This window comes from Pseudoalteromonas sp. SG41-2, from assembly GCF_014164535.1.
Classification (GTDB): Bacteria; Pseudomonadota; Gammaproteobacteria; order Enterobacterales; family Alteromonadaceae; genus Pseudoalteromonas; species Pseudoalteromonas rhizosphaerae.
The window spans coordinates 114283-132358 of sequence record NZ_JACJFK010000004.1 but is presented as its reverse complement, the minus strand read 5'-3'; the positions used below and the strand labels follow the sequence as shown (position 1 = coordinate 132358).

Sequence of the window (18076 nt, the reverse complement as noted above, 5' to 3'; positions counted from 1 at the left end):
CAATATCAGCTAAATACAAATGCTACCGGTGGCATAGGAGTCAAGCTATATCTAAAAAAGCATATTGTCAAACCTAATAAATTACATTTTTTATGTTTTATTTACATTTATTTGGCAGTAAATGCACATTAAGTCTTGGTTTAATTTTATTCAGCACCATGATTTAACTTGTTATTTGCCACCGGTGGCAGTTGATGGTATGTTTATAACGACAACCACAATTAAGTAAAATTATTTTTTCACTCAATTACAAAAGATAATTTTATAAAGAGCTAAACTGATTTTTTAAAAACAATAAAGAGCGAGTAGAATGGGAAAATTAATAGCAGCAATATTTATCATGGTGAGTTTTTCAAGTATGTCAGCAACTACTAAAGTTCAGCTTTTTATGGCAGGGGATTCAACCATGTCAATTAAAGAAGTGAAGGATTACCCTGAAACAGGTTGGGGAATGCCCTTTAGTATCTTTTTTAATGACAGCATCGACGTTAAAAATCGTGCTAAAAATGGTCGTAGTACACGCACCTTTATCAGTGAAGGCTTGTGGGCGGGCATTATAAATGAACTTAATAAAGATGATTTTGTGATCATTCAATTTGGTCATAACGATCAGTCAAAACAGAAAGTAGACCGCTACACTACACCAGAGCAATATAAGCAAAACCTAGTTAATTTTATTGCTGAAGTAAGAGCAAAGCAGGCACAGCCATTACTGATGACCCCGGTAACGCGTCGTTATTTTGATGAAAAAGGTCAGATCAAGGACACCCATCCTATTTACGCTGATATAGTAAGAGATGTAGCTAAACAGACAGGGGTCGATTTTATTGACATGGAACGGGTGACCCAACAGTATTTTCAAAAGCTTGGTGGGATCAACTCACGCCTACGTTTTATGCATATAGCACCTAACTTACATCCAAATTACCCTATGGGCGTAGAAGACAATACCCATTTCAATGAACTTGGTGCTCGAGAAGTTGCTCAATTAGTATTAATAGAAATGAAAAAAATAAATCACCCACTCGTTAAACAATTACGCATACCTGATCCAAAACATTTAAAATAAAAATAATATTTATAAATCATATTGTTATGTTTGATACAGCTAATAACGTGTGTAGTTTATTTAGTGTATTGTAATTGCATTGAATGAGTTTAAGTGCATTTAATGCAATAATCACTCTGCACTTAGCTTAATCGACAGGATCAATTGAGTAGTTAAAATCAATGATTGAATTAACCACCCAGCAGACCCATTAATGTAATGATGGTTAAATTATTTTGACTATCTTTATCACTTATTAAAGGCAATGAGGAGTACGCATGTCTGGGTTATCTGCAATACCGTTTTCTTTACTTGAGCTTAGCCCAATGAAAGAAGATGCCACCGTCTCAAGTACTCTTGCAAATAGTGTCGCTTATGCACAAAAAGCTGATGAACTCGGTTTTAACCGATTTTGGATGGCTGAACATCATAATATGCCGGGAATTGTCTGCGCGGCAACCTCTGTATTAATTGGCCACATAGCAGGGCAAACTAAAACTATACGAGTAGGTGCTGGTGGCGTTATGTTACCAAATCACCCGCCACTGATTGTTGCAGAGCAATACGGCACGTTAGAGAGTTTATACCCTGGGCGTATTGATTTAGGTTTAGGTCGCGCACCAGGTAGCGATCATATAACCAGTCGTGCTCTGCGCCGAGATGAACGACGCGCTGAAAACTTTGCCGATGAAGTCACTGAACTGCAAACTTTATTGGGCCCTTACGATGGTAGTCACCCTGTTCGCGCTATTCCTGGCGAGAATACCAATGTACCTATTTGGTTACTTGGTTCCAGTTTATATAGTGCGCAACTAGCAGCTAAAAAAGGCCTCCCTTATGTGTTTGCTGGCCACTTTGCACCGCGTTTTGTTTATGATGCAATCGCTTTATACCGCCGTGAATTTCAACCTTCTGATGTGTTAGACAAACCTTATGTAATGCTTGGCTTACCGATTGTTGCAGCAGATAGCGATGAACATGCACAGTTTTTAGCAACCACGTCAAAACAGCGTATCTTAGCACTGTTACGTGGTGATCCTTTATGGCTAAAAGCTCCCGTTAAAAGCATGGCTGGATTATGGAATGAGCAAGAGCAGGCTCAAGTTGAAAACTTTTTAGGATTATCTGTGGTAGGGAGTCCTGTGACCATTGCTCATAAGCTAAATATGATAGTCAAAGAGCTTGGTGTCGATGAATTCATTTTTACCAATGATCTTTACCAAAGTAGCGACCGTCATCACGCGTTGGAGATTTTACGGTCAATAAAAGCATAACCACTGAAAATTAAGCTAAGGTACACTTAACTCCCGTTACAATACAGAAACTAGCTAATACACAAAGTTTACTAGTTTCTGAACTCTACTTAAAAGTGCAAAACACAGCACTAATCTTATTTAAGCTTGCGTTCTGTTTTTATAATCAATTCGATTTATATAATCAATTTTAACGTTTGATTTAAACACATTAAAATGAAGGTATAAACCAGTAAATTAATTACAAAGGAAGGCATATTTTGAAACCTCAAGACCCCAAAATCACAAATACTTTCGATAAAACAGCATTGATCGCGGAAGGTGGTGGGCAACGAGGGATCTTCACCGCAGGTGTACTCGATGCATGGCTTGAACATGAATATGACCCATTCGATTTATTTATTGGTACTTCAGCAGGTTCACAAAACCTTACTAGCTATTTAGCTCGCCAAAAAGGGTATGCCAAACGCTTAATAAGAGGGCTTTCGCGTCACAAACGATTTTTTCAATTAGGCCGTGGTTTAGTAGGTAAACATATAGTCGATTTAGACTGGTACTTTGATAAAACTACCGAAGTTAACAGAGCACTTGATTTTAAAACTGCAAAAGCCAGTTTGGGTGAACGGGAGTTACTTATTACCGCCACTAATGCCCGTGATCGAAAACCTTATTTTTTATCACCAACCGGTGAAGGCCAGCAATGGCGAGATCTTTTAAAAGCGTCAAGTGCACTGCCATTTTTATATAAACAAGGTGTAAAACTCACGCCATGGTTAAATGCATTAGCTGCTAATGAAATAGATAAAACCGACGTACACGCTGAGTCAGACTTTTACCTAGATGGTGGCCTTGCTGCGCCACTACCAGTGCGCGAGGCCTACAATCGTGGTGCACGTAAAATTGTGGTGATCCGCACAGTTGATCAAGACTTTCAAGCGCAGTCGGCATGGGTAAACAAGTTAAAAGCGTTTGTTTGTGCATCAGGATATTGCCCAAAAACCTTAGATTACTTATTACAACACGAACAAGCGTATGAGGATGAGTTAGCATTTATTGCCAATCCTCCTAAAGATGTAGAAATAATACAAATTTTTGCAAACCAAAAGCTTTCGAGCAAATTACTTGGTAGTTCAACCAATGATCTACGTCGTGATTATAAATTAGGTTTATTGGCAGGTAATAACTATTTTACTGAGCAATACCCAGCAAACAATACCCATCCTGTTGCTGTAGCTAACTAATTAGTATTGATAAATTTATTCCGATCAGTTGTATGTGAGTTGGATAAGTATCCGGTGTTGTTAGTTTGTAATTAATAAGCGAGTCATAAATGGCTCGCATTAACGATCCGAGGCCTGCATTTATAATTACTGATCGCTGCGCCAATTAAAACAAATGCCAATGCAATTAAAACTGACCATGAAAAATGTATTTGTTGAGCCATAACCAGTAACACGGTAGAAAGTAACGGTGTTAAAAAACTCAAAGAGGCAAGTAACGTTTTATTACCTCTTTTTAAAGCGATGTCCCATAAGTAAAATGCGCCACCGACAGGTCCTAACCCTAACAAAAAAATACCTACAGTCTGCGTTAATGAAAAACGTGTGACTGTTTGTTCAAAATATATATGTGCCAATAAGGCCAAAATAGCTACATAAAGAGAAAGCCAACCAATATCATCAACGTGATTATCAAAGCGAGTCATGAACAATGAATAACTCGACCATAATAGCGCACAACTCGCAGCAAATAGGTAGCCTAAAAAGTACTGGCTATTGATAGTAAAACCACTGCCATCACTAATTAAAAACACGATCCCTATAAAACCAACCAGCCCGCCTATAATCGCATTTATTTTGTTTTCAGACCGCGCGACAAAAACACCCAATAACAATGGCCATAAATATACAATCAGGCTAATTTCGATCAATGGTGCATATTTAAGTGCCATAAAATAACAAAAATGAAAACCAAATAAACCAACTATGCCAATAATTGTTTGCGCCTTACCAAGTGTAGGCAGAGTTAACAAAGGCTGCTTGGTAACAAGCCGTTTAATAAACAGCAATAAGAACGACACAAAGAAGCACATAAATAGTAATTGAAAAGCCGGTAATGCTTTAGTTAAATTACCTAACAATGCTAATGCGCCCCATAAAAAAATAGCTAATACGCCGAAAATTGTAGACATAGCAAACATTTAATTAAAAATTAATTGATAAAGGTAGTTTATCAATTTTACTATCTAACACTGTGCTTAAAAGGCGATATTGTTGACGCTAAAGCTGCTTTTTTAAGTCTCGTGGGGATTGTTTGAAGTAGCAAGTGAAGGCGCGACTAAAAGCTGATGGGTCGTTATAACCAACCTGTTCACCAATTACTGCTATAGGTAAATCAGAGTAACAAAGTAAGGAACGCGCATGTTCCATTCTTAATTGCGTGTGATGTTTAACCGGGCTGGTGTGCATACATTGCTTAAAAACCGCTTTGAATTGAGTAACACTTAAACATGCAACCGCAGCCATATCATTCAATGTATAGTCTATCGATAAATCTTTTTTTATTAATAACAAAACGTTATTTATCCGCGGATCAATAGTCGCATTGGTAGTTTGTTGCCTGAGTAACACCAAAAATAAATTAAAACATAACGCTGCTTCATCTATGTTAGTTACACCTTGCAACTGCTTTTGGGTAAAACTTAGATAGCTCATTAATTTATCGTCAATACTAAAACAGGGGGCATTCATCGTCGTTAAGTTATTAGGGAGCTCTAATAAATCGGCCACTATAAAACGCGCATTTTCATCTGATTTAAACGCATGTAGAGTATTTTTAGGGATCACAACACATTGACCAACACCAACAGGCGCCGCGAAATTATTCATTTCAAGTTCTATATAGCCACTAAGTGGTAAAACAAGTTGGTGATAGTGATGCTGGTGGCTGTGGATTTTTCGTGTGTAGTATCGAATCGATAAGCTATTCATCTATTAAATTTAATAATTGCTATGACAAACAATCATGAAGGGAATTGTAGGGTGTTGTAAATAACTTTTTGTTATTTTAATACACTCAATACTTGCTAATTTATATCAGCAAGATAAAGTATTGTTAACTAAATATTCTTAAATTCAGCATATGTATTCTATTGCAGGTTGAAAAATAATAACAAGGGCAAACATGTTTGATTTAATCGTAGGCAGTATAAATAACCTGCTTTGGGGTGAAGGACAAATACTGATCTACATTTTACTGTTTACAGGTATTTGGTTTTCAGTACGCTTAAAACTGATTCAAATTTTAAAATTTAAACACATGTTAAGCCTTCTCAAAGGCAGTAGCAAATGCAATAAAAACGACATTAGTTCGTTTCAAGCACTGTGCACAGGATTAAGTGCGCGGGTTGGAACTGGTAATTTAGCCGGTGTTGCTGTTGCGATATCATTAGGTGGCAGTGGCGCCATATTTTGGATGTGGGTGATTGCCATACTGGGCATGGCGACTGGTTTTGCAGAAAGCGTACTTGGCCAAGTGTATAAAGTACGCGATAGCCAAGGCGAATTTAGAGGTGGCCCCGCTTATTATATTCAACAAGGAATAGGCAGTCGTAGTCTCGCTATCGCGTTTGCGTTGTGTTTGTTCTTAGGTTATGGCTTTACTTTTAGCGCGATGCAAACCAACACCATTACTGATGCGCTTAATTTCGCTTTTGAAATTCCAACCTTATATTCAGGCATAGTCATAACCCTACTTGCAGGCTCTATTATACTCGGTGGCTTTAAAGCTATTGCCCGCTTTGCTGAGCGAGTAGTGCCGGTGATGGGCATTGTATTTGTACTGGCAGCTGTGATTATTACCTTGATTAACTTCACCCAAGTGCCTGCTATGTTGAAGGATATATTCTTATCTGCTTTTGGGCTGCAAGAAGCCGGTGCAGGCGCAATGGGCGCGGCAATCAAAAACGGTATTCAACGTGGTTTATATTCTAATGAGGCCGGTGCAGGTAGTGTGCCGCATGCATCAGCAAGTGCGTCGCCTATTCCAAATCACCCAGTAACGCAAGGGTATATTCAAATGCTCGGGGTGTTTTTTGATACTATAGTGTTGTGTAGTTGTACCGCTGTGATTATCTTATTGGCTGATATTGATATCAGTGGTGAGATGGCAGGCATTCGCTTAACACAAGCGGCAATGACCGCACATTTAGCACAAGGGGGCGTGTACTTTGTAGCAGCAGCCATTACTTTATTTGCCTTTACCTCGGTAGTGGCTAATTACGCTTACGCCGAAAGTAACCTACATTTATTTAAGCTCGATAATAAAGTAGGGCGCGGCATTTACACATTTTTATATCTATCAATGATGATGTGGGGGGCGTCTGCCACATTAAAAGAAGTATGGGATTTAGCCGATATTGCCTTAGGGTTAATGACAGTGGTTAACGTTATCGCTATTATACTGTTAACGCCGACTATTTTGTCTGTCACCAGCGATTACCACGCACAAAGAGACAAAGGTTTAGAGCCCGAATTTAAAGTAAAAGATGTAAAAGTACAGGGCAAATGCGAAGACGGCATTTGGGACTAATTCAGCATACTTAACTATAAAAAGCGGTTTTATGGCAACATGAAGCTGCTTTTTTCTTTGCATAAGTATTCACTTTTAGTGTTGTAAAAATAACTAAAGCAACCAAAATAAAAGGCACAATTTTTTAGATGATCGAGATTCACGCAGGGAAAACAGCGGCTAAAATTATTAACGAACAGGGCTTTAAACCTGAACTTTTCACCTCTTTTTTAGGTGCAAGTGGCGGTCCTAAATGGTTTACATTATTTGGCTTAGATAGATATATTTTTGGCGAATTTTTTAAAAACCGTACCCAACCACTTAATTTAATCGGCTCATCTGCTGGCGCTTTTCGCTCTGCATGTTTTTCACAAAACGATCCCGTTGCAGCCATTGAACGCTTAGCAAAATCGTATTCGCAAACCCGATATTCTAGTAATAAACCCACTCCTAATGAAATTACCACTAAAGCCCGCGCACTACTCGAAGATGTGTTTGGCGATAACGGTGTCACCGAAATTATAAATAACCCCGTATTTAAAGCGCATTTTATCGTCGCAAAATCTAACGGGTTAATTGCCAGTGAACATAAATTAATACAGCTTTTGGGTTTATCAAAAAGTTATCTGTTTAATCGCGTTAATCGTAAATTATTAGGCGGGCAATATGAGCGTTTTATTTTTGGCGCACCGAATAGTAATTTAAGTATTACTGACAGCTACAATTTTAAAACTCAAAATATCGCACTCACACAAACAAATTTAAAAGATGCCTTACTGGCATCCGGATCAATACCGCTAGTAATGCAAGGTATAAAAAATATTGCCGGCGCGCCTACAGGTATGTATCGCGATGGTGGTATTGTTGATTACCACTTTGATTTTAAAATTAACAATCCTGGACTTATTCTATATCCACATTTCAATTCAGATCCAAAAGCAGGGTGGTTTGATAAAAGCTTAAAACGTAAAGTCGCCGCTGAAAATTACGATAACGTGGTTATGATCACACCCTCTAAAAAATTCATCGCCAGCTTACCTTACGGAAAAATCCCCGACAGAAACGACTTTACAGATCTCGATGCGGATACCCGGATTAAATATTGGAACACCGTGTTTAGTGAAACTGAAAAATTAGCCGATGATTTTGATAAAAAACTCAATAGTGAAAATGTTGAGCTGAAAATAATTGAATGATCTAATCTATCAAGTAATGTAGCTTTATGGCTGATAGTTAACAACGCAAAAATTACGGTACGTAATATAAAGAAAAGGGCGAAAGCCCTCTTTTATTAGTAATTAAGTTAACTGTCAGGTGTGACAGTTTGACTTTTTGTGATACATAGGGACAAGCCTTAATTAAGTTTTATTTACTTCAATAGCTATTCCAACGATAAACATTAAAAGAGCAATAATTATATAAATAATAAGAGGGCCTTGATTACCATTCTTAGACTCTGCTGCTATATGTGCATGAAAGGCTTTTCTACTTTGCCTTCTAGTATGCTGAGTAGAGCGGTTAGGCTCTTTAGATTCAATTGTTCCTGTAGTAACATACTCTTTGGCAATTGAAAGTGTAGGTAAAGGCCCAAAATCATTATTACCATCTTCTTGGAGAACATACCAACTAGAGCCACTTTTGACTATAAACCTACCGTCTGAAACGGAATATTTACCTGATTCTATTCGCGTTACTTTATTCATTAACTCACCTTTTATATTTAAGTTAATTTTGTCCTTTAGGATCTCTTACTAGTAATTCTAAGTAATTGGCCATGTCGCTCTTAATGAGATTTATCTTATATTTTGTTATGCGATTTTAGTATTTTATACATAATTTAGGACTCTCTTAATGACCATATATATCTGTGTGATAATTATACATCAGAAAGATTAGTGTTTCCTCAAGGCGTGTTTATAATGTTGTCATGATAATGGGCCAGTTGGAGGTAGCCCAGATACATAATTGAGATTTGGTTTGGCCGACGCGTTTGAAAATTATAGCCATTAACTAATAACCTATAAATTACGTTATGTTAAATTATCTGAAATAAATTAAAGTGGGCGTAATCATACGAACTAGCCCACTTTTAGAAGGGTTTTGAGGTCTTAATTTAGCTCAGAATCTACCCAGAATTTAGTGCCTTTTAGTACGGCTTGTAATGCAAGGCCATTTTCGGTTAATGAATAAACAGTTACTTGATCTGCAATGGCTTCGGCAACAAGTGCACCGCCTTTATCTTGGTATTTTGCCGCTGCATCGGCATTGCCACCGAAGGCCCAACCATTTTCAATAAAACGATTTAACGCAGCTTGATTATGAAAAACCATTACAACGTTAAAGTCTTTAACACCTAAACCAAGTCCTAAACCAGCTTCACCCATATTCATATAAGTGGATTTACCCGTCAAATTATTTTTAACCACACCATAGCCGCCACCAAAGCTGGCTAAAACAACATTGACATTAGCATTATCAAATACTGCATAACCAGCGGCATTTTTAATTTGCTCTTTAACATCTGGTTTTTCTTTGTATAATTTACTGAGTGTATCTGCTCGCATATTTTGCACTAGATTACGCTTTTCAGTTGGAGAAGCACTACCTGTTGTAGCACAACCAGACAGGACTAATGTAAGTGCAACTAAACTTAAAACTATTAACTTTTTCATATGCCTTCCTTAAACCAGCAACATTGCCTTGTTATTATCTGATTAGCTTAACAATATAATCATTCACTAAGTCCAATACTAGACAGTATCGGACTTTAAAGTTAAACTGTAACTACTTTATTTTATTAGAAATAACTATATTATGCTTGTTGCTTTGGTCGATACATTAAAACAATTACGGTATCAAATTGCCCATCTTGAAGATGATACAATGCAATCAGAATACCCAGAACTTGCCACCTTTATACAGCAAGTTGGCTTGACTGTCGCTGAATCTAAGCAAGAATTAGTATTTTTGTATCAATTTTTATATGTTTATGGTCGAAAATCAGAAGCGACCTATAATCGTTTTCGGAACGAACTCGAACGCTTTTACCTATGGTCTTGGTTAGTCGCAGAAAAATCAGTATTTGAATTAAAACGTGAAGACATAGAAGCCTATGTCGATTTTATGGTCGAACCCGATAAAAGCTGGGCGATGACTTCAGTGCAATGGCGCTATAAAGATGAGCAAGGGATCCGTAGATTAAACGAAAATTGGCGCCCTTTTATGCTCAAAGAATCTATTGCTAGCCAACAAACATTAGCGGCCATGTTTACTGCTTTAAATGTATTTTACAAGTTTGCTATTTTAGAAGAAAAAACCTTTGCTAACTTTGTACCGGTTGTAAAAAAGAATAGCCCTTATTTAGTTGTGCAATCACAAATAAAAATTCCTGATACCTTGAGTGATATTCAATGGGAATATGTATTTGGTGTCACACGTGATAAGTGTGAGCAACAACCTGATCTTGAAAGAAATTTATTTACCTTAGCGTGTTTAAAAGGTCTTTATTTACGGATCTCTGAACTATCAGAGCGACCACAATGGTCGCCTGTTATGTCTCATTTTTGGCAAGATAATGATGGCTTTTGGTTTTTAAGAATTATGGGCAAAGGAAATAAATTACGCGATGTCACACTCAGTGAAGATTTTGTAACTTATTTAAAACGTTATAGGTTGTACCGAGGTTTACCAGCCCTGCCCCGCGTTGATGAATCTGATCCATTGGTGCATAAAATTCGTGGTCAAGGCGGAATGACCGTTCGACAAATTCGTCGCTTAGTTCAACAAAGTTTTGATTTAGCCAAACAATCTTTACTTGATGATGGCTTTACTGATGATGCCGAGCAACTAGAATCGGCAACAGCGCATTGGCTCAGACATACTGGTGCTACGCATGATGCACAAACTCGCCCTTTAAAACATTTATCAGAAGATTTAGGACATGCAAAAATTGCCACCACCGATCAAATATATATTCAGACAAATATCAAAGAACGAGCAAAATCTGGACTTAAAAGGAAAATCTAAATGGAATATGTTGTATTAGCTGCAGTGGGTTTAGCCTTTTTAATTTATTCATTATCTATGCATCAATTAGAGCGAGCTGAAATTACCGGACCTATGTTTTTTGTTATTATCGGTGCGTTGATCGGGTTTATGCTACCAAGTAAAACGGCATATTTAACCAGAGACTTAGATCACTTATTACCTTTAATAGAATTAACACTGAGCATATTTTTATTTACTGATGCGGCAAAAACCAAACTGATGGTTTTAAAACACAGTTTTCAATACCCTAGCCTATTACTTTTTATTGCTTTACCACTTACCTTGTTTGCTGGAATTATTATTGCGAGTTTAATGTTTACCCAGCTGACACTTATTCAAGCTGCACTAGTTGCAATAATATTAACGCCGACGGATGCAGCGCTGAGTAAAGGATTATTAAATAGCAGCGCGGTGCCTGAAAAAATTCGTGAAGGGATCAATACTGAAAGTGGTTTAAACGATGGTTTATGTGTGCCAATATTTTTAGTCTTGATGTTGTTAGCAAAAGAGCCTGCATCTACATTTTCGGTTTTTGATACAGTCATAGTTTTTGCGCGTGAATTAGGTGTGGCTATTCTGGTTGCAGTTGCTGCAATGGGATTGATCATTCCCGCGATTAAATTTGCCATGCAACGTCATTATTTTTCAAATAATAGTAGCCCATTTTTAGTGGTTGGTATGGCAATGGCCATTTTTTCAATCGCACAAAGTTTGCATAGCAGTGGTTTTATTGCGGTGTTTGTTGCTGGATTAATTTTTGATAGATTTACCGATCAGGCTTTGCGCTTAAAACTCGTTGAAGATAGTGAACACATCGCGGACTTTACTGGTTTGTTGATCTGGTGTTTATTTGGTTTTGTGTGCAGCTATTTAGTTTTGCCAGAATTATCATGGCCACTTGCTGTATTTGCACTACTGAGTACAACGCTTATTCGAATTATCCCTGTGATGTTGTCATTGCAATTTACTAAATTAAAAATGAAAGAACGTTTTACTTTTGCTTGGTTTGGCCCGAGAGGCTTAGCCTCTATTGTATTTACTTTAATGGTGATCGATAGCGGCATCGAAAATAAATACCTTATAGCTACGATTGCTATGACAACTATTTTATTTAGTGTTTTTATTCATGGTATGAGCACCAAGCCTATTGCTGATAGTTATTTAAAATAAAAAATCACGCTATAAATAATGCCGCATTCCTTTTTAAAAGCGTGCGGCATTTTTATATTAAATGTTATTGCTTAGCTTATCTGCTAGTAGTTCTATTGGGTGTTTTGGTTTGAATTTTTCATAGCGTTTAACTTGGCTACGACAAGAAAAACCGGTTGCTAATAATTGCTCAGGTTTATTTTTCTCTACAACACCTTGCCAACTCATTTCATATAATGCTCGAGAGTTTTTCTGGTTTTGCGCTTCATGGCCATATGTACCTGCCATACCGCAACACCCTGTTGCTGTTGTATTAAGTTTTAGGCCTAAGTCAGTAAAAATTGTTTGCCATACATTCGCCGCTTTTGGTAATGCGGTTGTTTCAGTACAATGACTTAATAACGTAAATGTTATATTGCTATCAACTTTGTTAGCTAATGATTTAAAAGATTGTGTTGCTAACCATTCATGAGCAAGTAGCACTTCAAATTCACCACGTTCATCAGCTAAAATAGAATTATATTCATCCCGATAACACATTACTAATGATGCATCTAAACCTACAAGTGGTGCATTTATTTCAGATAATGAATTTAAAAATGTTGCTGCATTTTTTGCTGTGATCTTAAATTCATTTAAAAAACCTTTAACGTGTTGCGGTTTTCCATTTGGCTTAAACGGTAACAGTATTGCCTTCTTGCCTAGTGCGGAAATTATTTTTATAAAACTTTCTACCAGCTCAGCTTCATAAAAACTGGTAAACGGATCTTGCACAATTAGTACATACTCACTTTGTTGCTCGGGAGATAAGCCTGAAAGTTGTGCAAAATTAAATTCGTGTGTTTTATTAATCCGTTTTGTTAAACGTGGTGAACTGAGTACGGGTGTATCAACATAGCCAACAGATTTTTTTATTAATGAGCTGACTAATTTAGTTTTTACAATTGGGTTTATTACATTTGAAAATTTGGCCATTAATGGTGCACTGGCTTCAATATTACCGACTAGATAATCTTTGAGTGGGCGCGCGTAGTAACTGTGATAATAATTTAAAAAACGTGATCTAAAAGTCGGTACATCAACTTTTATTGGGCACGCTGTGGTACATGCTTTACACGCTAAACACTCATCCATTGAGGCTTTAACTTCATGAGAAAAATCATATACGCCTTTCTTTTTATCGCGGCTATGTTGAAAACGTTCCCACCAGGTGATCACTTCACCTTTGTTAAGTTCTTTTTCAACCTCAATTAAATCAATCTCTTTTGCCTCTTGTAATCGTAACCATTCGCGCATTAAACTTGCGCGACCTTTAGGTGAATTACGACGATCACCGGTTACTTTATATGATGGGCACATAGGAGAGTTTTCATCATAGTTAAAGCAAATACCATTACCATTGCATGTCATTGCATTATTAAAACTAGTTTTAACATCAACCGAAATTTGTCTGTCGAACCACGCACGCTTTTGACCGTCAACACTAACTAGTGAGTCCTTACTTTCAATCGGAGTACATATTTTTCCGGGATTAATCCTATTGTTAGGATCAAAAGCTGATTTTATAAGTCGTAATTGCTTAAATAAATGCTCACCAAAAAACTCAGGGCCATATTCACTTCTATACCCTTTGCCGTGCTCGCCCCACATTAAACCACCGTATTTAGCTGTGAGTTTAACAACTTCATCAGAGATCACTCGCAGTAATTTTTCTTGTTCGGGATCACACATATCAAGTGCCGGTCGTACATGTAAAACCCCTGCATCAACATGACCAAACATGCCATATTGTAAATTATGGCTATCGAGCAAAGCTCTAAATTCAACAATATAATCTGCAAGATTCTCAGGTGGTACGGCGGTGTCTTCAGCAAACGCCAAAGGTTTTTGTGCGCCTTTAACATTACCTAACAAGCCAACTGATTTCTTACGCATGGCATAAATTTTTAAAATATCAGCCTTACTGCTGGTAAGTTGATAACCAATTACGCCATTTTTTTGTTGTGCAACGCAATCATCGAGTAATGCACATAGCGATTCAACTTTGTCTTTTATGTCATCAGGCGATACAGCATTAAACTCAACCATGTTAAGCCCTTGCATATCCTTATTTGGCACATCGGTTATTAAGTCCGATACTGAATGCCAAATTATATCTTCACGTGCAAGATTTAAAACTTTGCTGTCAACGGTTTCAACTGAGGTAGCACGAGCATCGACCAAAAACGGTGAATGCCGCAGTGCCGAATCAAAGCTATCATACTTGATGTTGATTAAGGTTTTGAATTCAGCAATAGGTGTGATGTTTAATTTAGCCTCAGTAACAATACCAAGCGAACCTTCTGAGCCTGTTATTAGCCTACTCATATCAAAGGTTTGTAAGTCATCACTTAGCACATGTTCTAAGTCATATCCGGTTAAAAAGCGATTTAAACGTGGAAACTTGGCTAAAATTGCATCACGCTCAGACAAACAAATATCAAGCACTGTTGCGTACAGTTTACCGATTGTAGTGTTTTGTTCAGCAATTAGTTTGGCTTTATCAATGTCTATTGGTGTCGTTGACATTTGTGTGCCATCGACTAAATAAGTGGTAAGTCCTAAAACATGATCGCTAGTTTTACCATACACCAGTGAGCCTTGTCCTGATGCATCGGTATTAACCATTCCGCCGATTGTTGCGCGATTACTCGTTGATAAATCAGGTGCAAAGAAAAATCCATAAGGGCGTAAAAAATCATTTAGTTGATCTTTAATCACGCCCGTTTGCACTCTAACCCAACCTTCTTCAGGATTAATTTCGAGGATTTCTCGCATATAACGTGATAAATCGACTACGATCCCGGGAGTTAATGATTGACCGTTGGTGCCTGTACCACCGCCGCGAGGTCCAAAAGTCAGCGATAGATAAGGGTCTTGTGCAGCAGTTTGCAGGGCAATTTGAATATCTTTTTCAGTTTTAGGAAAAATAACACTTTGCGGTAACTGCTGGTAAATACTGTTATCAGTTGATGCAGTTATACGAGTGGCATAACTTGCATCAGTGTCGCCAGTAAACCCTTGTTTAATTATAGTTTTTAAGTAACTTGCGACTAAATCGGTCGCGGCATCTTGTTGGCTAATAGTTGCTATCATGACGGTAGTAAATTAAGGCATTTGTTCGATTATATCATGCTAAAGAGCAATAGAAATTGAAGATTTTACAGTTTGTAACACTCTTTTTATCATAAAAAGACTGTGATTACTTATACTCATAGTAGATGCTTAATTGCGAGGGAATTGAAATGAAAAAATGTGTATTAGTTTTAGCCGGTAGTTTATTTATGTTGCTGGGATTATTTTTTGCTATTGTACCAGGCCCTTCTTTGATCTTTTTTATTGCAGGGCTTATGTGTTTCTCTTTTTATTACCCTAAAGCACGCCATTATTTAGCAATTTGCCAAAAAGCGCTGACAAAATCCTGCGCGTTCTTAGATAAGAAGTTAGCCCGATAAAAGTTATAAATAGGCTATAACATATTGAGTAAACAAAAATGCCAGCAATAACGCTGGCATTTTTTATACTTTACGATTATTTTGCTAATTTTTTAGCAAGGTATAACCAAGTTTCAAGTACTGTATCTGGGTTTAGTGAAACAGAATCAATTCCCTGCTCTACTAACCACGCAGCAAAGTCTTCATGATCTGATGGACCTTGACCACAAATACCAACATACTTTCCTTTTGCTTTGGCAGTTTGAATTGCCATAGAAAGTAGTTTTTTGATTGCAGGGTTACGCTCATCAAATAAATGGGCAATTAATCCTGAGTCACGGTCTAAACCAAGTGTAAGTTGCGTTAAATCGTTTGAACCGATTGAAAAGCCATCAAAATGTTCTAAAAATTCATCAGCAAGTAATGCATTTGATGGAAGTTCACACATCATGATTACTTTTAAGCCATTTTCGCCACGTTTAAGACCATGCTCTTCAAGTAATTCAATAACACGTTTACCTTCTTCAAGGGTACGTACAAATGGGATCATGATTTCAATGTTGGCCATATCCATGTCGTTACGAACACGTTTGATTGCTTCACACTCTAGTGCGAAACAGTCACGGAAATCTTCCGAAATATAACGTGCTGCGCCACGGAAACCAATCATTGGGTTTTCTTCTTCAGGCTCGTATTGTTGTCCGCCAACTAAGTTGGCATATTCATTTGATTTAAAATCAGACATACGAACAATTACACGCTCTGGTGCAAATGCACAGCCTAAGGTCGAAATACCTTCAACTAATTTAGCAATATAGAATTCAACCGGTGATTCGTAACCGGCAATCATCTGTGTGATTTCAGCTTTTAACTCATCTGTTTGAGCATCAAAATTTAGCAATGCTTTAGGATGCACACCAATCATACGGTTGATAATAAATTCAACGCGAGCAAGACCAACACCTGAGTGTGGTAAGCGTGCAAAATCAAATGCACGATCTGGGTTACCAACGTTCATCATGATTTTCATTGGTAGTTCAGGCATTTTATCGACACGTGAAGTGAGGATTTCAAAATCTAAAATACCTTCATAAATAAAGCCAGTGTCGCCTTCAGCACACGATACGGTTACTTCTTGGCCTGCTTTAATTAGGTCAGTTGCATTGCCACAGCCTACAACTGCTGGAATACCTAACTCACGGGCAATGATTGCCGCGTGACATGTACGACCACCACGATTAGTTACAATCGCTGCAGCACGTTTCATGATAGGTTCCCAATCTGGATCAGTCATGTCGGTTACTAAAATGTCACCTTGTTGAACTTGATCCATTTCTTTAATCGAATCAAGTACACGAACAACACCTGAGCCAATTTTATGACCGATGGCACGTCCTTCAACGACAACAGCACTGCTGCCATTTAGTTGAAAACGCTCCATAACATTCGTATCTTCGTTTGAACGAACTGTTTCAGGGCGAGCTTGTACAATGTATAGCTTGCCGTCATTACCGTCTTTTGCCCACTCGATATCCATCGCGCGGCCATAATGTTTTTCGATGATCACAGCTTGCTTTGCAAGCTCTTGAACTTCGGCATCGGTAATTGAGAATTTATTTGAAAGGGCTGCATCTACATCTACGATTTCTACTTGTTTACCATGCGCTTGATCGGCAGAGTAAATCATTTGAATCGCTTTTGAGCCAATATTACGGCGCACTACAGATGGCTTACCTTTAGCAAGTGTTGGTTTATGAACATAAAATTCATCAGGGTTTACTGCGCCCTGTACAACCATTTCACCTAGACCATAACTTGAGGTGATAAACACGACATCTTCGAAACCTGATTCAGTATCAATACTGAACATAACGCCAGACGATGACTTATCAGAACGTACCATGCGTTGAATACCCGCAGATAATGCTACGCCGCGATGATCATAACCCTGGTGAACACGGTATGAAATGGCACGGTCATTGAAAAGCGATGCGAACACATGCTTGATGGCGACCATTACTGAGTCGATACCACGTACATTTAGGAAGGTTTCTTGCTGACCTGCGAATGATGCATCAGGCATATCTTCAGCTGTTGCTGATGAACGTACTGCGAATGAAACATCGTCTGCTGCATTGCCGTGGAGTTGGCTGTATGCGTCGCGAATGGCTTGGTCTAAATTAGGTTGGAATGGGGTGTCGATAATCCACTGACGAATATCAGCGCCGACTTTTGCTAGTGTATTTACATCTTCCACGTCCAGTGTGTCTAAAATGTCGTGGATCTTTGCATTTAGTCCTGATTGCTCAAGAAACTCATTAAATGCGTCTGCGGTAGTAGCAAAACCACCTGGGACTTGTACACCAGCGTTTGCTAGGTTAGAAATCATTTCGCCGAGTGAGGCATTTTTGCCGCCAACACGAGGAACATCTTGCATACCAAGCTCTTGATACCAGAGAACGTATTCTTGCACGGATCTTTCTCCAAAAAAACAAATTGTAGTAATAACTGTGAGAGTTAAGAAAGAAAACCTTCTA

General features: G+C 38.0%; 14 protein-coding genes. 8 read left to right on the top strand and 6 right to left on the bottom strand.

Annotated features, from left to right (window positions below; translation table 11 throughout):
• Nucleotides 1-310 precede the first annotated feature (310 nt).
• From H5186_RS04580 to H5186_RS04570, 3 genes are all read left to right on the top strand, one after another.
• Nucleotides 311-1069 (top strand): rhamnogalacturonan acetylesterase, encoded by a 759-nt coding sequence (locus H5186_RS04580; RefSeq protein ID WP_182761024.1) that lies wholly within the window; start codon nt 311-313, stop codon nt 1067-1069.
• A gap of 257 nt (nt 1070-1326) precedes the next feature.
• Complete coding sequence (locus H5186_RS04575; protein WP_182759763.1) at nt 1327-2322, top strand: LLM class flavin-dependent oxidoreductase; 996 nt, start codon at nt 1327-1329, stop codon at nt 2320-2322.
• Between the two features lie 239 nt (nt 2323-2561).
• Nucleotides 2562-3542: a patatin family protein gene (locus tag H5186_RS04570; protein ID WP_145239058.1), complete on the top strand. Its 981-nt coding sequence runs from the start codon at nt 2562-2564 to the stop codon at nt 3540-3542.
• An 83-nt stretch (nt 3543-3625) separates the two neighbouring features.
• On the opposite strand, the gene H5186_RS04565 is transcribed toward H5186_RS04570, so the two are convergent.
• Nucleotides 3626-4492, bottom strand: coding sequence for a DMT family transporter (locus H5186_RS04565; protein WP_182794173.1), 867 nt, complete (start codon nt 4490-4492; stop codon nt 3626-3628).
• Between the two features lie 88 nt (nt 4493-4580).
• Nucleotides 4581-5291 (bottom strand): AraC family transcriptional regulator, encoded by a 711-nt coding sequence (locus H5186_RS04560; protein ID WP_145239052.1) that lies wholly within the window; start codon nt 5289-5291, stop codon nt 4581-4583.
• Nucleotides 5292-5484: 193 nt separating this feature from the next.
• Between H5186_RS04560 and H5186_RS04555 the strand changes: the two genes are divergently transcribed.
• Both H5186_RS04555 and H5186_RS04550 read left to right on the top strand, forming a co-directional pair.
• Nucleotides 5485-6891 (top strand): sodium:alanine symporter family protein, encoded by a 1407-nt coding sequence (locus H5186_RS04555; protein ID WP_182794172.1) that lies wholly within the window; start codon nt 5485-5487, stop codon nt 6889-6891.
• A gap of 128 nt (nt 6892-7019) precedes the next feature.
• Nucleotides 7020-8066: a patatin-like phospholipase family protein gene (locus H5186_RS04550; protein WP_182794171.1), complete on the top strand. Its 1047-nt coding sequence runs from the start codon at nt 7020-7022 to the stop codon at nt 8064-8066.
• A gap of 162 nt (nt 8067-8228) precedes the next feature.
• On the opposite strand, the gene H5186_RS04545 is transcribed toward H5186_RS04550, so the two are convergent.
• On the bottom strand, nt 8229-8573 hold the full coding sequence (locus H5186_RS04545) for a hypothetical protein (protein WP_149980289.1): 345 nt from the start codon (nt 8571-8573) through the stop codon (nt 8229-8231).
• A gap of 405 nt (nt 8574-8978) precedes the next feature.
• Nucleotides 8979-9542, bottom strand: coding sequence for a YSC84-related protein (locus H5186_RS04540; protein WP_145239042.1), 564 nt, complete (start codon nt 9540-9542; stop codon nt 8979-8981).
• Nucleotides 9543-9684: 142 nt separating this feature from the next.
• Here H5186_RS04540 and H5186_RS04535 point away from each other — a divergent pair, with 142 nt between their 5' ends.
• A complete protein-coding gene (locus tag H5186_RS04535; protein ID WP_149980295.1) occupies nt 9685-10896 on the top strand; it encodes a tyrosine-type recombinase/integrase in 1212 nt (403 codons plus the stop codon).
• Complete coding sequence (locus tag H5186_RS04530) at nt 10897-12087, top strand: sodium:proton antiporter (RefSeq protein ID WP_182794170.1); 1191 nt, start codon at nt 10897-10899, stop codon at nt 12085-12087. It begins immediately after the preceding gene.
• A gap of 57 nt (nt 12088-12144) precedes the next feature.
• Here H5186_RS04530 and H5186_RS04525 read toward each other — a convergent pair whose 3' ends face one another.
• Nucleotides 12145-15201, bottom strand: a complete 3057-nt coding sequence (locus H5186_RS04525) for an FAD-binding and (Fe-S)-binding domain-containing protein (protein ID WP_182739314.1) — start codon at nt 15199-15201, stop codon at nt 12145-12147.
• A 149-nt stretch (nt 15202-15350) separates the two neighbouring features.
• Between H5186_RS04525 and H5186_RS04520 the strand changes: the two genes are divergently transcribed.
• Nucleotides 15351-15560, top strand: a complete 210-nt coding sequence (locus H5186_RS04520; protein ID WP_182761123.1) for a PGPGW domain-containing protein — start codon at nt 15351-15353, stop codon at nt 15558-15560.
• Nucleotides 15561-15636: 76 nt separating this feature from the next.
• On the opposite strand, the gene ppsA is transcribed toward H5186_RS04520, so the two are convergent.
• Nucleotides 15637-18012, bottom strand: coding sequence for a phosphoenolpyruvate synthase (ppsA, locus tag H5186_RS04515; protein WP_149980298.1), 2376 nt, complete (start codon nt 18010-18012; stop codon nt 15637-15639).
• Between the last annotated feature and the right edge of the window lie 64 nt (nt 18013-18076).